Genomic DNA, 17,235 nt, shown 5'->3' on the forward strand with positions numbered 1-17,235 from the left:
AGCAAGAATATCCACTGAAAAACGTCAATGATTTATTCGAATGGCGCCACTGCTGGCACAACATCCGCACACTGCCCGCGGTGACGCAAGAAGTGATCCATCAGCACAATTGCCATCATCGCTTCCGCGATAGGCACCGCGCGAATACCCACACAAGGGTCATGGCGACCTTTGGTGATCATCTCAACTTCTTCACCATCACGATTCAAGGTTTTCCCTGAAACGGTAATGCTAGAGGTCGGTTTCATGGCGATATGGGCAATAATTGGCTGGCTACTGCTAATGCCCCCTAAAATTCCACCGGCGTGGTTAGACGTAAAACCGTGGCGGGTGATTTCATCGCGGTTCTCACTGCCTTTTAAGCTCACCACACCAAAACCATCGCCAATTTCTACGCCTTTTACCGCATTAATGCTCATCAGCGCATGGGCGATATCCGCATCTAGGCGGTCAAAGACTGGCTCACCTAAACCCGCTGGGACATTTTCAGCTACAACGGTGACTTTCGCACCGATGGAGTCACCCTCTTTTTTCAAGCCACGTAGCAGCTCATCAAGGGCATCCAATTTGCTCGGATCAGGGCAGAAGAATGGGTTTTCTTCGACAATCGACCAATCTTTAATTTCACACTCTACGCTGCCCATTTGGGTCAAACATGCGCGAATTTGAATCCCGAATTTCTCTTGCAGGTATTTCTTGGCAATGGCACCCGCAGCAACACGCATCGCTGTTTCACGGGCGGATGAACGCCCGCCACCGCGATAATCGCGCAGGCCATATTTCTGTTCATACGTGTAATCGGCGTGCCCTGGACGGAACACGTCTTTAATCGCACCATAGTCTTGGGAACGCTGATCGGTATTTTCAATTAATAGACCGATACTGGTGCCTGTCGTCACTCCGTTGAAAACTCCCGATAGAATTTTCACTTGGTCGGGTTCACGACGCGCCGTAGTATAGCGCGATGTGCCCGGACGACGGCGATCTAAGTCGATTTGTAAATCTGCTTCTGTCAGTGCGAGTCCCGGCGGAACACCGTCAACAATGCAGCCTAATGCTAGCCCGTGTGACTCTCCAAAGGTGGTCACACGAAACAGTTGCCCAATTGAATTTCCAGCCATTCCCTGTTTCCTATTTGCTTGCGATTCTTATACTTGTTAAGAAATATGATGTTATGCGTAATTATTATGTTTTATTTGATTATGCCGAGTAACGCAACTCTTTATTAATTAATATATTAATCAATATAAAGAGCAAAGTGCTCGTGATGTTCAACCAACTGTTCGCGGGTTAACATAAACACACCATCACCACCAAATTCGAAATCTAACCAGATAAATGGAATATCTGGATATTGCTCAATCAGATGCACCATGCTGTTACCCACTTCGCACACTAAAATTCCCTCTTCGGTTAAGAAGCGTGGAGCATTAGCGAGAATGCGGCGAACCAGTTTCAGACCATCGCTACCGGCTGCCAGCGCCAGCTCAGGCTCGACACGGAACTCTTGCGGCAGATCGTCCATATCTTCTGCATCCACATACGGTGGATTGGTAACGATCAGGTCATATTTAACGTCTGGCATATCACGGAATAGGTCAGAACGAATTGGGATCACGCGGTGCTCTAAACCGTGATTCGCAATGTTTTGCTCCGTCACAGCCAAGACATCCGTAGAGATATCAACTGCATCGACTTCCGCTTCAGGGAATTCATGGGCGCAGGCAATCGCAATGCAGCCACTTCCCGTGCACAGGTCGAGGATGGTTTGTGGTTCATCAGATAATAAGCCCACAAAATGGTTGTTAATCAGCTCACCAATTGGCGAGCGTGGAATCAACACGCGCTCATCCACATAGAATTCATGTCCACAGAACCACGAGCTGTTGGTCAGATAGGCAACTGGAATGCGGTCATTGATACGACGTAATACACGCTCAATAATGCGGTGACGCTCCGTTGGAGTCAGACGCGAAGTTAGTAGCTCATCCGGTAAATCCAGCGGTAAATACAGGCTTGGCAAAACTAACTGTAAAGCTTCATCCCATGGGTTATCGGTGCCGTGACCATAATAGATATTGGCAGCATTAAAGCGGCTCATGGTCCAACGTAAAATGTCTTGAATGGTATGAAGTTCTGCGACGGCTTCATCAACGAAGATCTTTTCCAAGAAGGGATTCTCCTGCCTGTGGATTAAAAGGGAAAATTTGAATGGCTAAAGTTTGCCACGAAGTGAAAGACAAATCAGCAGATTAATGTAAGAAAATACGCAGATAAGCACTTGTTTGCGCATTTTGGCGCTAAAAATAACCGCGCCCCGGATTTTCATCAAGGGCGCAGTGTCTATCATGATATTAAAAACGTTACGCTAATTCTTCGACTTCTTTCTCGGTTTCTTCCGGTTTTTTTACCCATACCGCATAAGCAATGGTGAGTAACAACAACCAACCGATACCCACATACAGTGCAATTCGGGTACTTTCGAAATAACCTAATACACCGAAAATAAATACCATAAAGGCAATTGCAAGGATAGGCGCAACTGGCCACATCGGCACTGGGAATTTCAATTGCTGAACTTGCTCTGGCGTCATCTTACGGCGCATAGCAAATTGCGCCAGTAAAATCATTAACCAGACCCAAATCGTGGCAAACGTAGCAATTGAGGCGATCACTAAGAACACATCTTCGGGGATCACATAGTTCAGTACCACACCAATAAACAGCACCAGCACCATGACTAAGACGGTCATCCATGGCACCCCATTTTTGGTTAACTTAGTGAATGATTTAGGCGCCTGCCCTTCATGAGCCATGCCATACATCATGCGACCTGCACCAAAAATGTCACTGTTAATTGCCGAAATGGCGGCGGTGATCACCACCACGTTCAAGATATTCGCCGCAGCTGAAATGCCTAAACTATCAAAAATCTGTACAAACGGGCTGCCATTTTGGCCAATTTGGTTCCATGGGTAGATGCACATCAGTACAAACAGCGTTAATACGTAGAACAGTAAGATACGTACAGGCACCGCATTAATGGCTTTTGGAATAGTCACTTCTGGGTTTTTGGCTTCGCTCGCCGTGATCCCGATGACTTCAATTCCACCAAAGGCAAACATCACTACCGCAAATGACGCGATCACCCCTCCTATGCCATTTGGCATAAACCCGCCATGGTCAAATAGGTTTGATACCCCAACCGCATGTTCAGCAGCTTGACCGAAACCAAACATCATAATGGCCGCACCGCCGACGATCATAGCGACAATCGCCCCCACTTTCACTATCGACAACCAAAATTCCATTTCGCCGAATGTTTTTACGTGGCACAGGTTAATGGCACCGATAAAGCAGATAATACTGAGCACCCAAATCCACTGAGCCACATCAGGGAACCATAATTTCATATAGACCCCAAATGCCGTGACATCAGCCAAGCAGACAATTAGCATTTCAAAAACATATGTCCAGCCGGTGAAAAAACCCGCTCGCGGACCTAAATAGTGGCTAGCATATTGGGAGAATGACCCTGCCAATGGGCTGCGAACCGCCATTTCACCGAGCGCGCGCATCACCATAAAAACAGCGGCGCCCCCAATAATATAAGCCAGTAAAACGGCCGGGCCGGCAGTCTCAATAGCTTTGGCTGAACCATAGAATAACCCCGTTCCTATTGCTGAACCGAGGGCCATAAATCGGATGTGGCGCGCAGAAAGCCCACGCGCAAGTTGTGATGTGCTTTGCATGTTGTGTCCTTCGTATTTTTATCAGTCGTTTCGAAGAGAATTCGCAGCCGATACATAGTCGGCTGCTTCTAAAACACTTACTTATAGGAACTGCTGGTTTTTATGAATGAAAAACCGAGTTTGCTGCAAACAACGTGGCAAGTTTATGTTGATCAATCAGCGAGATAGCCGCCTCGATATCCGGTGCGAAATAACGGTCTTTATCGTAATACGCCACTTTATCACGCAGGGTTTTACGGGCTTTTTCCAGTTTTTCGCTCGATTTCAAACCATCGCGGAAATCCATTCCCTGACACGCAGATAACCACTCAATGGCTAAAATGCCTGTCACGTTTTTCGCCATTTCCCATAAACGGCGACCTGCTGCTGGTGCCATGGAAACGTGGTCTTCTTGGTTGGCGGATGTTGGTAAGCTATCCACACTAGATGGATGCGCTAATGCTTTGTTTTCACTGGCTAATGCGGCTGCCGTCACCTGTGCAATCATAAAGCCGGAGTTTACGCCACCATTGTTAACTAAGAATGGCGGTAATTGGGACATGTGCGTATCCATCAACATCGCAATACGGCGCTCTGATAATGCACCAATTTCGGCTAATGCCAGCGCGATATTGTCCGACGCCATGGCAACTGGCTCCGCATGGAAGTTACCGCCAGAAATAATGTCGCCATTATCAGTAAACACCAGCGGGTTATCGGATACCGCATTAGATTCAATTAAAATCACTTCTGCCGCTTGACGGATTTGCGTTAAGCAGGCACCCATCACTTGAGGCTGGCAGCGTAATGAATATGGGTCTTGAACTTTCGAGCAATTTGCGTGAGATTGGGACAATTCGCTGCTTGGTGATAATACATCACGGAATAACGCCGCCACATCGATTTGGCCTTTTTGACCGCGAACTTCTTGGACTCGCGCATCAAATGGCTTGCGTGAACCTAATGTCGCTTCCACGCTTAACGCCCCACACACAATGCCAGATAACAGCAGATTTTCCGCCGCAAACAAGCCTTTTAACGCAAACGCGGTCGAGGTTTGAGTGCCATTCAGGAGTGCTAAACCTTCTTTAGCTTCCAACGTTAATGGTTTCAAGCCCGCTTTTTCTAACGCTTTTTTCGCAGGTAGCCATTGGCCTTCAAAGCGCGCTTGCCCTTCACCAATCAAAATCAAGCTCATATGCGCTAGCGGTGCTAGGTCGCCAGATGCGCCCACTGACCCTTTTGCAGGAATGAATGGGTAAACTTGTGCGTTAACCAGTGCAATCAGTGCTTCAATTACTTCCAAGCGAATACCTGAAAAACCGCGCGCAAGGCTGTTGATTTTTAATACCATAATCAAGCGAACCAGATCATCGTCCAATGGCTCACCAACACCAGCCGCATGGGACATCACAATCGAGCGCTGTAAAGATTGCAGATCTTTGCTAGCAATACGGGTGTTAGCGAGTAAACCAAACCCAGTATTGATCCCATATGCGGTTTTATCTTCCGCAATGATTTGATTTACGGTCGCAACGCTTTTTTCGATAACACTGTGGGCATGTTTATCTAACGCAACAGTCACTGGCTTTTGGAAGACAACGCGTAATTCGTCGAGTGTCATTTTCCCTGGATGGATAGTTAATTTAGTCATCAATGGCACTCCTTAACGTGTTTTTAGCATAGGTAAGTTTAAGTTTTTCTCTTTGGCGCATTCGATAGCAATGTCATAGCCCGCATCCGCGTGGCGCATCACGCCTGTCGCTGGGTCATTGTGCAGTACACGGGCAATACGTTCTGCTGCCGCATCCGTACCATCACAGACAATCACCACACCTGAATGTTGGGAGAAACCCATTCCAACACCGCCACCATGATGCAATGATACCCACGTTGCCCCACTCGCCGTATTTAATAGCGCGTTGAGTAACGGCCAATCAGACACCGCATCCGAGCCATCTTTCATCGCTTCAGTTTCACGGTTTGGACTCGCTACCGAGCCTGAATCTAAATGGTCACGACCAATCACAATCGGTGCAGAAACTTCGCCACTTCTGACCATTTCATTGAACGCTAAACCTAATTTGGCGCGATCTCCCAAACCAACCCAGCAAATACGTGCTGGTAAGCCTTGGAAACTAATACGTTCATGCGCCATGTCTAGCCAACGATGCAGATGCTTATCGTCTGGCAGTAATTCTTTCACTTTGGCATCCGTTTTATAGATATCTTCAGGATCCCCAGATAACGCCACCCAACGGAATGGGCCAACACCGCGGCAAAATAGTGGGCGAATATAGGCTGGAACAAACCCAGGGAAGTCAAACGCATGTTCAACGCCCATTTCCAATGCCATTTGACGAATGTTGTTACCGTAATCGAATGTTGGAATACCTTGGGCTTGGAAAGCCAGCATTGCTTTCACATGTTCTGCCATGGATTTTTTCGCTGCCAACGCAGTGCCTTGTGGGTCTTTCACGCTTTTTTCGCGGTACTCATCCCAACTCATACCAATCGGCAGATAGCCATTGAGCGGGTCATGAGCGCTGGTTTGGTCGGTAACCATGTCTGGTTTAATGCCACGACGAACCATTTCAGGTAACACTTCAGCCGCGTTAGCGCACAATGCGATAGAAACAGCTTTGCCTTCTGAGGTGTACTTTTTGATGCGCGCTAATGCGTCATCCAGATCGGTGGCTTGTTCATCCACATAACGGGTTCTTAAACGGAAATCGATGCGGCTTTGCTGGCACTCAATATTTAATGAACAAGCGCCCGCTAACGTTGCTGCTAATGGCTGTGCGCCCCCCATTCCACCTAGACCGGCGGTTAATACCCAACGCCCAGTGAGGTCGCCATTGTAATGTTGACGACCCGCTTCAACGAAAGTTTCATAGGTGCCTTGAACAATCCCTTGGCTACCGATGTAAATCCAGCTTCCTGCCGTCATTTGACCGTACATAGCTAAGCCTTTAGCATCCAATTCGTTGAAATGCTCCCAATTCGCCCAATGTGGCACAAGGTTGGAGTTAGCGATTAATACGCGGGGCGCGTTTTCGTGGGTTTTGAATACACCGACAGGTTTTCCTGATTGCACCAGCAGGGTTTCGTCGCTATCTAGCTGTTTCAAGGATTCAACAATTTGGTCATAACATTGCCAGTTACGGGCTGCGCGACCAATGCCACCATAAACCACAAGTTCATGGGGATTTTCTGCTACGTCAGGGTCGAGGTTGTTCATCAACATGCGCAGTGGCGCTTCTGTCAGCCAACTTTTAGCTGTTAAGGTCGTTCCACGAGGTGCTCGAATTTCAATATTACGATATTTGTTATTTAACTTTGTCACGAATATACCCTCACTTAGATGCGTTTTTGACTTATTGCGTCTCCTTATAGATATAGTTGTATATACATGTACAATCAATTTATTTTTTAACAATTGTGATGACTAAAATAGACTCTAGCAATAAATATTATTTATTAAAAACAATATGATAAAAAAACACCCTTTGATTTTACTGGTGTTTTTTTATTCTAAATATGCCTACCAGATCACATTTAATTCACAGTTATTTTACATTTGATATTAACAAGAATGGTAATGAGCACAGCCAACAGCCCTGCGCTCAGATGAGAATAAGTGTGAGAATGAAATATCGTTAATTGAAAAACGCTATGAGGAAAAACTGCCTTTGAGTTTATATCGATGACCGGGAAACAATAACTTAGTACTGGTCACGATATGGCTTTGTGACCATGTTCGGCGGGTAATTTGCAGGCACGATGCGCCCACATGCACTTGCAAAAGCCGGGCACTGCGGTCATCCGCTTCTACCGCTTCAACAATATGCTCGCCCTGAGTCAGCGGCGCAACACGGGATAAATAATCGTGGGGAGTGATGGTCAGAAAGTCTTGTTCCAGATAATCCGGTGCTGCCAGCGCATTCACAAAACGGTCTTCAATTTGTACTGGAATATCATTCTCCAAATGGACAATCACGGAATGATAAACCGGCGTTTCTGGGGAAATATTTAACTCTTTTGCCAGTGTCACTGATGCACTGACTTGTTCTAACTTGTTAATTTTGCAGCTGTATTGGTGATTTCTGGCGAGGATCTCATCTTCAATGCTGTGGATTTCAAACAAGGCAGATTGCCCTTTAGGCTCGGCAACAAAGGTGCCAACCCCTTGAAGACGCACCAATAACCCTTCAGCGGTCAGTTCCCGCAAGGCTCGGTTCGCCGTCATTCGGCTACAATCAAACTGCACTACCAACTCGGCTTCTGAAGGCACACGATCGTTGGCTTGCCACTCTCCTGATTGTATTTTTTCAATAATTGACTGCTTAACTTGCAAATACAATGGAACAGGAGTTTTCAGCTTCGGTTTTTTTCGGCTGTCACGTTTATTTCCAAATAAGTAATGTGTGTGAGTCGTCAACATTGAAAATTAATCAAAATAATTACTGCCTATAGTGGAGATAAGATCCCTAGGCAGCAATCAGAACTTTATGAATAAATAGTATTATACTCGTCATACTTCAAATTTCAGCGTTATTGACTACGCTCATTCGCACTAGTTACATACTTATGTATGCTCCTAGCGACTCATTGACTTGTCGCCTAGCTGCACCTCGAATTATTTAGAGTATATAACCTGAAAATCAGAAACGCTTTTCTATTTTAACTCAAATAAACCATTAATTTTTGTGGGTGACTTTTCCTTGGTAAACACGCTGATTTAATGGATTACTGCCCTGTTCATAAATCATTTCTACCGGATCCTTGGCATTCCAGACCACAAAGTTGGCTTGATAGCCGACGCGTAGTTGCCCAAGGCTGTGTTCTCGCCCTAATGCTTTCGCCGCGTGGCGAGTCACCCCAGCCCAAATTTCTTCAGGGGTTAGTCTAAATAATACCGCCGCCATATTCATCACCATACGCAGTGAGGCAAATGGGCTAGTGCCTGGGTTAAAGTCTGTGGAGATGGCCATGGGTACTTGGTTTTCGCGTAATAGTTCAATTGGCGGTAATTTGGTTTCACGTAAAAAATAGAACGCACCGGGTAATAATACCGCCACGGTTCCACTGCGTTTGAGAGCTTGAATACCTTGGAGATCTAAGTATTCAATATGGTCGACTGATAACCCGTTAAACTCGGCCACCAGCTCGCTTCCCCCTAAATTAGAGAGTTGCTCCACATGCCCTTTTACTGGAATTCCTAATTTTTTCGCTGCTAAGAATAATTTCTCGCTTTGTTCAAGAGAAAAGCCAACACTTTCACAGAATACGTCTACCGCATCAAATAGCCCTTTCTTCCATAGCTGCGGCATAATTTCATCGCAAATAAGGTCAATGTAATCGTCAGCTTTACCTTTATATTCTGGTGGAACCGTATGCGCGGAAAGTAATGTCGAACTCACGTCGATCGGATAAGCTGCAAATAATCGTTTTGCCACTGACAGTTGTTTTTCTTCGTTGGCAAGATCTAAACCATAGCCCGATTTCATTTCAACGGTGGTGACGCCTTCACGGATCAACGCTTCTAAACGCGGTTTCGACACCTCAAATAACTCATCTTCACTCATGGCTCGCGTGGAGCGAACGGTAGAGTTGATCCCGCCACCTTGTGCACTAATCGTTTCATAGGAGACGCCATTCATACGCTGTTCCCACTCTGCGGCTCGGTTACCGCCAAACACTAAGTGGGTATGGCAATCAATCAATCCCGGCGTGATTAAGCGCCCTTCGACATCAACAATGTGGCAACCGTTAGCATCAACTTGGTCGCTGGGATGAATGGCAATGATCTGCTCACCACGAATGATTAAATCGTAATTTTCCAGTAACCCGTATGCCGTTCCAAGTTCAGTATTCATTGTGGCGATCCGCCCGTTACGCCAGATCACATCATTTGCGTGTGCTTTAAATAACATAAATCATCCCATGGCAGCAGAAACCCGATTCGGCTTCACATATGAAAGGTACAAATAAAAACGTATAGATATGTATATACAATTAGACTACTTATCGGTCTGTTGTCAATGTCTACTCTCGTAAAAGTTATAAATTTGTTACGTAGCGCTAAAAATATTCTATGATAACCGTTCATGGGAAAAATGGGTTACACTACAATCCATTTTGTGGGTCCTGTTTTGCCCATCCAAGAAAGCATCATTTATTAACAATTGATTTATAAACAATGACTAAAAATAAATTCGCCTTAGAAGATGGCGACATCAATCTCTTTAAAGACGCTATTCAAGGTGCTAAGAAAATTCACCAAGACCAAATAGTGCATGCCCCTATTCGTGCGAAAGTCACTCAACCATCCAGTAAGAAAGTTCAGCAAGAACAAGTGGATGCTTCGTTTTATTTTTCTGATGAATTTCAACCACAGCTCGATAATGAAGGTCCTACTCGCTATTTAAGACCGGATGCTAACCCGTATGAGTTGAAAAAATTACGTCGTGGGGACTATGTGCCGGAGTTATTTCTGGATCTCCATGGGTTGACCCAAATGGAAGCGAAACAAGAAATTGGTGCGTTAATTGCGGCCTGTAAGCGGGAAAATGTCCATTGTGCCTGCATCATGCATGGGCACGGTAAGCATATTTTGAAGCAGCAAACGCCTCTATGGCTTGCCCAACATCCTGATATCGTTGCTTTTCACCAAGCCCCTAAAGAGTGGGGTGGCAATGCTTCGCTGCTGTTATTAATTGAAACGACTGAGAGTGCTCGCCGTTAAGCACTCACTTCGTTCAGCTTTCATCACCTAGGATGCTCAAACTTAAGATTGAGTCAACGAAATCTGCGATGGGCTAAGCATCCATTCTAAGTGGCATTTCATCTGATCAGTATCCACTTCAACACATGCAATCGTCGATGTTGTAAACATTGGCGGTGCTTCGTGGGGACATAATTCTGAGACCAAATAGCCAACTAGTGGCAGGTGCGAAACCACCAAAACGGCCTTGGCACCACTAAATGCATAATCTCGAATTTGAGAGGCAATCCAATCCGCATTTCCTCCAGGGGTTAACCCTTCCATGATTTGCGCTTGCGCTGGTAGTGATAATGCATCACGCATCACTTGCAATGTCTGTTCTGCGCGTAAATAGGGGCTCACTAATACCGTATCAATCTGAGGTTGACGGGCTTGTAACCATTTCGCCATCAGTACCGAATCATCTTTTCCCTTTTGGGTTAATGGTCTTGCTGAATCACTCGCCGCCTGAATCGCCGCATCGCCGTGACGCATAATATAAACTTGCATAATCCACCATCTGTGCCGCAGTCCCACAAGAGAACACGGGTCTTTTTGTTAAGATAATTATTGTTAAAGATAACCATCAGTTGGGGTGAGGAGAGATTCTGCAACAAACCCGTTGCAAATAAAATGATTTACATTGTTTTTTACTGACATTTTTCGTTATTCAGCCATAAAAAAACCTGATAACCACAGCATTTAACTGCGGCATCAGGTTGATTAAACAGCGATTATCGCTTAGTGAATATCGCTATTTTCTTCCGTTGAAGATGCATTTTTTTCATGATCATTCACCGGATAAAACGTGTGATTAGACTGTGCCATTTCAATCAATAAATCACACGGCGCAAACTTATCACCATGTTTTTCCGCTAAGTGTTGCAACGTTTCCACGGTTTTACTGATACCAAGGCTATCCATATAACGGAAAGGCCCCCCGAAAAATGGCGGGAAACCAATACCAAATACCGCACCAATATCCCCATCTCGCGCACTACGAATAATCTTCTCATCTAAACAGCGTGCAGCTTCATTGAGCATTAACATGACACAGCGTTGAGCAATATCCGTGTGGCTCGTTGACGTTGAGGGGTGAATGTTAATCAGTGAATAAATACCCTGGTCAACTTGACGTTTTGTGGGTTTTTTCCAGAAAGCCAGCTTACTTTTTGGCTGCCCGTAAACATAAAAACCACGGCCGTTTTTCTTCCCTTTACGGTCATCGTTGACTACTTTGTCGAGCGCATCAGGGGCTTTAAAGCGGTTACCAAAACGCTCAACCAAAATGGGTAGAATTTTGGTTCCAACATCAATACCCACTTCATCAAGTAGATGGAACGGCCCAACCGGGAAACCAAACTTCACTAATGCCTTATCAATATGGTCAATCGCCTCGCCTTCCACAAGACATTGCGCCGCTTCACACAAATACGGTGCCAGAATACGGTTCACATAGAAGCCTGCATCATCACCAACGACGATGGCGGTTTTACCTTGGCGCTTAGCAAAGGCAACCGTGGTTGCGATGGTAGTGGCATCCGTTTGCTGATGTGGGATCACTTCCACCAGCGGCATTTTATCCACGGGACTAAAATAGTGCAGCCCAATCACTTTCTCAGGATGAGGGCTACCTTCCGCAATACGATGGATGGGTAATGAAGAGGTATTTGAGGCAAAAATCGCTTTGCCATCTGACATTTTTGCGGTTTCTTGCACCATTTTACGTTTCAGTGCCAGATCTTCAAACACCGCTTCCACCACAATGTCTGCTGACTCTAATCCTTGATAGGTCAATGTCCCCGAGATCCGAGACATAATTGCATCCCGCTCCCGAGGCTGTAAACGCCTTTTACTCACTCGCTGGGAAAGCAGATCCCAGCTATAACGCAGAGCTTGAGCGATACCTTTGTCCGAGATATCTTTAATGCGTACCGGATATTTACCCAATACCGCACTCACATAAGCGATGCCACCGCCCATCAATCCACCACCAAGCACACCCACTTGTTTGATGATTTGCGGTTTAGCGTCCGCCCCAGTTTCATTTTTCAATGCAGTAGAGGCAAAAAATAAACTACGTAATGCGGCAGATTCTGGCGTCATCGCCAGTTCACCAAACGCTTTGGCTTCTTCAGCGAATCCCGTTTTTAGCCCGCTATTCATACCCGCTTTCACCACCTGAATAATTTTTTCTGGTGCCGGATAGTGTCCTTGGGTTTTACTTAATGTTTTCTCTTTTGCGCTGGAAAACACTTTATTACGCAATAACTTGCTACTGAGTAAACGTTGTTGCCAAGGGAGAGGTTTACGTTTCACGCCTCCTTTCTGGGCCAGTTCAACCGCCGTATCCAATAGAATCGAAACCGGAACCACGTCATCCACCAGTCGCATTTTTAACGCTTGTTTGCCTTTTAATTGGCGTCCTGTCAGCATCATATCTAAAGCATTTGGGATCCCAATTAAACGTGGTAAACGCTGAGTTCCGCCGGATCCTGGCAGTAACCCTAACTGCACTTCAGGTAAGCCCAGTTTGGTTTTATCGTCATCTGAACAAATGCGCGCATGACAAGCGAGCGCTAACTCCAAGCCACCACCAAGGCACGCGCCGTGGATAGCCGCTATAATCGGGAGTGGGTAATTTTCAATCTTATCGAACAGAGTGTGCCCCTGCTTAGATAGCTCACTCGCCTGCTCTTTGCTCGTGCAGTTAGCGATCATGCTAATATCAGCACCTGCGATAAAACTGTCTTTTTTACCCGAAGTGATCACCAAGCCTTTCAGGCCTGATGTCGATTGTGCTTGCTGTAAAATGGCATGAAATTGCTGTGCAAACTCCGCCTTTAGGGTGTTCACTTTTTCATTAGGAACATCAATGTAAATCACACCAACATTGCCATTTACTATCTTTAATATGAATGCAGGTTCCGTGATGACTGCTGAATATTGCGTCATTATTCCGCCTCCAAAATCATTGCCACACCAAGCCCACCCGCCGCACACGCTGTGGTCAACCCAAATCCGCCACCGCGTCTACGTAGCTCATTCAATGTTTGGGTCACCATTCTCGCCCCAGTCGCGGCAAAAGGATGACCATAAGCAATAGAACCGCCCAGCACATTAAATTTGTCCATATCAATTTCCCCAATCGCCTTCGACAAGCCAAGTTTTTCTTGAGCAAATTTTTGACTGGCAAACATTTGAATATTGGAGAGTGTTTGAGCGGCGAATGCTTCATGCATATCAATCAAAGTCAAATCTTGCAGAGAAAGCCCCGCTCTTTGTAATGCAATCGGTGTGGCGTAGGAAGGTCCCAGTAGCATATCTTCCCACACATCGATTGCCGAGAAAGCATAACTTTTGATGTACCCTAACGGGGTATAACCCAATGCTTTTGCTCGAGATTCAGTCATCATCAACACAGCAGCCGCCCCATCAGTTAATGGTGTGCTGTTGGCTGCTGTCACGCTACCGTGTTTTCTATCAAACGCAGGTCTGAGTTTCGCATAGGAAGCGAGCACGGAATTTTCACGCACATTGTTATCCTGCGAGAATGCTTCCTTGTAAGGTGGCATATACGCGGTCATCACCTCTTGCTCTAACACACCGCTTTTCCACGCTTTGGCGGCCAACAAATGAGAGCGATGAGCTAATTCATCTTGTTGTTCACGGCTAATATGGTAACTTTTCGCCATCTGCTCGGCGGTGTCTCCCATACGTAATCCCGTCGAGTATTCCGCAACACCCGGCGCAACGGGCGCTAGATCTTTCAGGCGTAATTTACTGATAAGCGATAATTTTTGCCCAAAGGATTTGGCCTTACTCAATGCCAATAGTGTGGCAGCGAGCTTTTTCGATACACCGATAGGCAGCACAGAGGATGAATCTGCTCCACCCGCGACACCCACGGAGATATCCCCCACCATCATGCTTTGCGCCACATTCACAATCGCTTGAAAGCTAGTGGCACAGGCGCGAGAAACACTGTAAGCATCCGTCGAGACACTCATGCCAGTACCCAGCACAATTTCTCTCGCAATATTAGGCGCTTCCGGCATTTGAACCACTTGCCCGAAAACCAATTGTTCAATAATCGACGGGTCAATATCACTACGATGCAGTAGTTCTGCAACGACGGTTTTGCCTAAATCTACCGCTGGCGTGTTTTGGTAGGCTGTGGATTGTTTAGCAAAAGGCAAACGTAATCCACTAACAATGGCAATCCTTTCTTTTGTGGCATGTTTATTATCGCCATGGTGGGAGAGTTGATTCATGGTCGCTCCTGCTAAAAGAAAAATAAGTAGAATTGTTGTGATTAAACTGAGAGGTCTGACCTGTATCGATTGTTAACATATTCTTCACATTTATCAATCAGCGTCGATAAAAAATGCGAGCTCACACACAAGTTACAATTAATTGGCAATAAAGAGGGGAAATTAGGTTAGTTTTAAGCAATAAAAAACCCATTCACTTCTAAAAATGACGCATCCGCGAAATAATAGAGTTAATGGGCTTTAAAAAGGAATTCAAACGTTTGATTAACGTAAGCCTAATTGGAAAATCAGACTTTCTGCTTCACAGCTAAATGTAAAGTTAGCCGATAACTCTACACCACCCGCAACAGGGTTGATTGAGTGAGCAATTTCACACGGTTCTGACTCAACAGATTTGGCTTTTTCTGTGAGTGTTTTCAGCATCGCTTCAGCTTCTTGCTGAGTCGCAAAAACATGCTGATACGATGCGGTGCAATCTTTATTTTCCAGAACTGTACCTACATCTACACAGCAGCACGCAGCTGTTTCATCCGCACTACAACGTTTAATCGCATCAGTCATTTTATTCTCCCAATGAACAAACTGTTAAGTAAGTATCATAACGCTGAAAAAGTGCCAAACACTAGTGATATCAAATTTAGTTGCTAATAATTCAATATAAGTTTGATCTAGCTCCTTATATGAGCACTTATTACTCGTTAAGCTCATGCGAATGTTGCCATTTTGTTAATTGCATCGCATTTTCGAAAAGAAAAATCGCACAAAAACAAAACAACCTTGCAACATACCCAGTGGTCAGACCTATACTCATTGAACTGGTCTGATTTGTCGTAGAGGCAAGCGACCCTACAATTCAGCGCTTCTTGCGATAGAAGTCGCTTATTTAAATAAAACATACAAGAGGGTTTTGGTCATGAACCAGAAAAACCTATTTGCTCGATCAGCTTTAGCAATCGCAGTGGCTGTTATTTCTTCCAATGCAAGCGCAGCTGGTTTTTTGCTGAATGAATATTCAACCTCAGCCTTAGGACGTGCATTTTCAGGCGCAGGAGCCGTCGGCGACAACGCAAGTGAAGGCAGCCGCAACCCAGCTGCAATGATGTTATTTGATCGACCAACCATGTCGGTTGGTGCTGTCTATATCGACCCTACCGTTGACATTAAAGGCCGTACTAACGATGCATTTACTGCCAACAACATCGCTCCTAACGCAGTTGTACCTAACGCTCACTTTATCTTCCCAATTAATGATAAATGGGCTGTAGGTACCTCAATGACCACTAACTTTGGTCTCTCTACTGATTTCAATAAAGATTACGCTGCTGGCCCTATCGGCGGAAAAACAGATTTAAAAACGGTTAACTTAAATTTAAGTGGTGCTTATCGTATCAATGATAATTTTAGTTTTGGTGTGGGTGCTAACGCGGTTTATGCCGATGCTGAAATTACCCGCCATATGGGTATGGGTGCAGGAGCTGTTCCACCAATGTTTGGTGTTACCCCAAGTACAACCGCAGCATCATTGAAAGGTGATGATTGGGGCTATGGTTGGAATGCTGGCTTACTATATGAAATCAACCAAGATAACCGCTTAAGCTTTACTTACCGCTCAAAAGTGAAAGTGAAATTTGAAGACGGTAAATATTCTAATGACTTGCCTAAGCAAATTGGTGGTTTAGGCGGTACTACCGTTAAAGGGACTTTAGACCTTAACTTACCGGATATCTGGGAGTTCTCTGGTTACCATAAAGTCGATCCTAAGTGGGCACTGCATTACAGCGTTTCTTATACTGGCTGGAGCACCTTTAAAGACCTAACAGCTTACCAGAAGAGTAATGGTAAGGAACTGTTCCACAAACCAGAAAACTTTGATGATGCATGGCGCTTAGCATTAGGTACTACCTACTACTATGATGATAATTGGACCTTCCGTACGGGTATTGCATACGATGAAAGCCCAGTGCCATCTAAATACCGTTCAATCTCAATTCCAGACCAAGACCGCTACTGGCTGACCGCAGGTACCACTTATGCATTTAACAAAGATGCCTCTGTGGACTTAGGTATTGCTTATATGCACGGTAAAAAAGTGAATATTAACGAAAAACTGGCAGAAACACCTAGCTCCCCTGTGATTGCTTTCAAATCTGAAGGCTCTGCATGGTTATACGGCGTTAACTTTAACTATACATTCTAATCAGTTATATCTTATCGGGGGAGTTCCCTCCCCTGATATCTCCCTCTTCTATTTCTTCCTCTGCTTCACTTTCTTTTTATGCTCTTCGCAGAAAAATCATCCTCAAGCCAAATTTTTCCTTGACTTTTTTTTGTACAGATTTATATATTAATTATAGCTCGATGTTATTTTATTGTTAAAAACATTCCCGCGGCTTATTCATGTACTGATCCCAGTCATAAGTATCCACCCAACCATTTTTAAATCGATTTTTAACTACGATGCTGC

At 45.2% G+C, this 17,235-nt stretch carries 13 protein-coding genes; 2 read left to right on the forward strand and 11 right to left on the reverse strand.

Going from position 1 to position 17,235, the window contains the following annotated elements:
- Positions 1–32: 32 nt before the first annotated feature.
- From aroC to hutI, 7 genes are all read right to left on the reverse strand, one after another.
- Positions 33–1,121: a chorismate synthase gene (gene aroC / locus GKR74_RS05985; protein ID WP_108478568.1), complete on the reverse strand. Its 1,089-nt coding sequence runs from the start codon at positions 1,119–1,121 to the stop codon at positions 33–35.
- 116 nt (positions 1,122–1,237) lie between these two features.
- A complete protein-coding gene (prmB, locus tag GKR74_RS05990; protein WP_154602909.1) occupies positions 1,238–2,170 on the reverse strand; it encodes a 50S ribosomal protein L3 N(5)-glutamine methyltransferase in 933 nt (310 codons plus the stop codon).
- 193 nt (positions 2,171–2,363) lie between these two features.
- Entirely contained in the window at positions 2,364–3,752 is a 1,389-nt protein-coding gene (locus GKR74_RS05995) for an amino acid permease (RefSeq protein ID WP_154602910.1), read from the reverse strand.
- A 100-nt stretch (positions 3,753–3,852) separates the two neighbouring features.
- Positions 3,853–5,385 carry a histidine ammonia-lyase gene (hutH, locus tag GKR74_RS06000; protein ID WP_154602911.1) on the reverse strand — a complete coding sequence of 511 codons (1,533 nt, stop codon included), beginning with the start codon at positions 5,383–5,385 and terminating at the stop codon, positions 3,853–3,855.
- Positions 5,386–5,397: 12 nt separating this feature from the next.
- Positions 5,398–7,077: a urocanate hydratase gene (gene hutU, locus GKR74_RS06005; protein ID WP_336431305.1), complete on the reverse strand. Its 1,680-nt coding sequence runs from the start codon at positions 7,075–7,077 to the stop codon at positions 5,398–5,400.
- A gap of 327 nt (positions 7,078–7,404) precedes the next feature.
- Positions 7,405–8,175, reverse strand: a complete 771-nt coding sequence (gene hutC, locus GKR74_RS06010) for a histidine utilization repressor (RefSeq protein ID WP_230089125.1) — start codon at positions 8,173–8,175, stop codon at positions 7,405–7,407.
- Between the two features lie 256 nt (positions 8,176–8,431).
- Positions 8,432–9,667, reverse strand: coding sequence for an imidazolonepropionase (hutI, locus tag GKR74_RS06015; protein ID WP_154602912.1), 1,236 nt, complete (start codon positions 9,665–9,667; stop codon positions 8,432–8,434).
- A gap of 266 nt (positions 9,668–9,933) precedes the next feature.
- Between hutI and smrB the strand changes: the two genes are divergently transcribed.
- Positions 9,934–10,479: an endonuclease SmrB gene (gene smrB, locus GKR74_RS06020; protein WP_036949350.1), complete on the forward strand. Its 546-nt coding sequence runs from the start codon at positions 9,934–9,936 to the stop codon at positions 10,477–10,479.
- 42 nt (positions 10,480–10,521) lie between these two features.
- Here smrB and sixA read toward each other — a convergent pair whose 3' ends face one another.
- From sixA to GKR74_RS06040, 4 genes are all read right to left on the reverse strand, one after another.
- The gene (sixA, locus tag GKR74_RS06025) at positions 10,522–11,007 is read right to left on the reverse strand and encodes a phosphohistidine phosphatase SixA (RefSeq protein ID WP_154602913.1); all 486 of its coding nucleotides are present in this window, start codon (positions 11,005–11,007) and stop codon (positions 10,522–10,524) included.
- 231 nt (positions 11,008–11,238) lie between these two features.
- Complete coding sequence (gene fadJ, locus GKR74_RS06030; RefSeq protein WP_154602914.1) at positions 11,239–13,452, reverse strand: fatty acid oxidation complex subunit alpha FadJ; 2,214 nt, start codon at positions 13,450–13,452, stop codon at positions 11,239–11,241.
- A complete protein-coding gene (fadI, locus tag GKR74_RS06035; RefSeq protein WP_154602915.1) occupies positions 13,452–14,771 on the reverse strand; it encodes an acetyl-CoA C-acyltransferase FadI in 1,320 nt (439 codons plus the stop codon). The genes fadJ and fadI overlap by 1 nt, the downstream gene beginning before the upstream one ends.
- 264 nt (positions 14,772–15,035) lie before the next feature.
- A complete protein-coding gene (locus GKR74_RS06040) occupies positions 15,036–15,332 on the reverse strand; it encodes a YfcZ/YiiS family protein (RefSeq protein ID WP_132495504.1) in 297 nt (98 codons plus the stop codon).
- Positions 15,333–15,684: 352 nt separating this feature from the next.
- Here GKR74_RS06040 and fadL point away from each other — a divergent pair, with 352 nt between their 5' ends.
- Positions 15,685–16,968, forward strand: a complete 1,284-nt coding sequence (fadL, locus tag GKR74_RS06045; protein WP_154602916.1) for a long-chain fatty acid transporter FadL — start codon at positions 15,685–15,687, stop codon at positions 16,966–16,968.
- The last annotated feature ends 267 nt before the right edge of the window (positions 16,969–17,235 follow it).

This window comes from Providencia sp. wls1914 (genome assembly GCF_009706645.1).
In the GTDB taxonomy this organism is placed as follows: Bacteria; Pseudomonadota; Gammaproteobacteria; order Enterobacterales; family Enterobacteriaceae; genus Providencia; species Providencia zhijiangensis.

Excerpts from the sequence above, each read along its gene's own strand:
- GKR74_RS06040 (WP_132495504.1), bottom strand. The coding sequence starts at position 15,332 with ATGACTGATGCGATTAAACGTTGTAGTGCGGATGAAACAGCTGCGTGC.
- hutC (WP_230089125.1), bottom strand. The coding sequence starts at position 8,175 with ATGTTGACGACTCACACACATTACTTATTTGGAAATAAACGTGACAGC.
- sixA (WP_154602913.1), bottom strand. The coding sequence starts at position 11,007 with ATGCAAGTTTATATTATGCGTCACGGCGATGCGGCGATTCAGGCGGCG.
- hutI (WP_154602912.1), bottom strand. The coding sequence starts at position 9,667 with ATGTTATTTAAAGCACACGCAAATGATGTGATCTGGCGTAACGGGCGG.
- aroC (WP_108478568.1), bottom strand. The coding sequence starts at position 1,121 with ATGGCTGGAAATTCAATTGGGCAACTGTTTCGTGTGACCACCTTTGGA.
- smrB (WP_036949350.1), top strand. The coding sequence starts at position 9,934 with ATGACTAAAAATAAATTCGCCTTAGAAGATGGCGACATCAATCTCTTT.
- hutH (WP_154602911.1), bottom strand. The coding sequence starts at position 5,385 with ATGACTAAATTAACTATCCATCCAGGGAAAATGACACTCGACGAATTA.
- fadL (WP_154602916.1), top strand. The coding sequence starts at position 15,685 with ATGAACCAGAAAAACCTATTTGCTCGATCAGCTTTAGCAATCGCAGTG.
- fadJ (WP_154602914.1), bottom strand. The coding sequence starts at position 13,452 with ATGACGCAATATTCAGCAGTCATCACGGAACCTGCATTCATATTAAAG.
- fadI (WP_154602915.1), bottom strand. The coding sequence starts at position 14,771 with ATGAATCAACTCTCCCACCATGGCGATAATAAACATGCCACAAAAGAA.
- GKR74_RS05995 (WP_154602910.1), bottom strand. The coding sequence starts at position 3,752 with ATGCAAAGCACATCACAACTTGCGCGTGGGCTTTCTGCGCGCCACATC.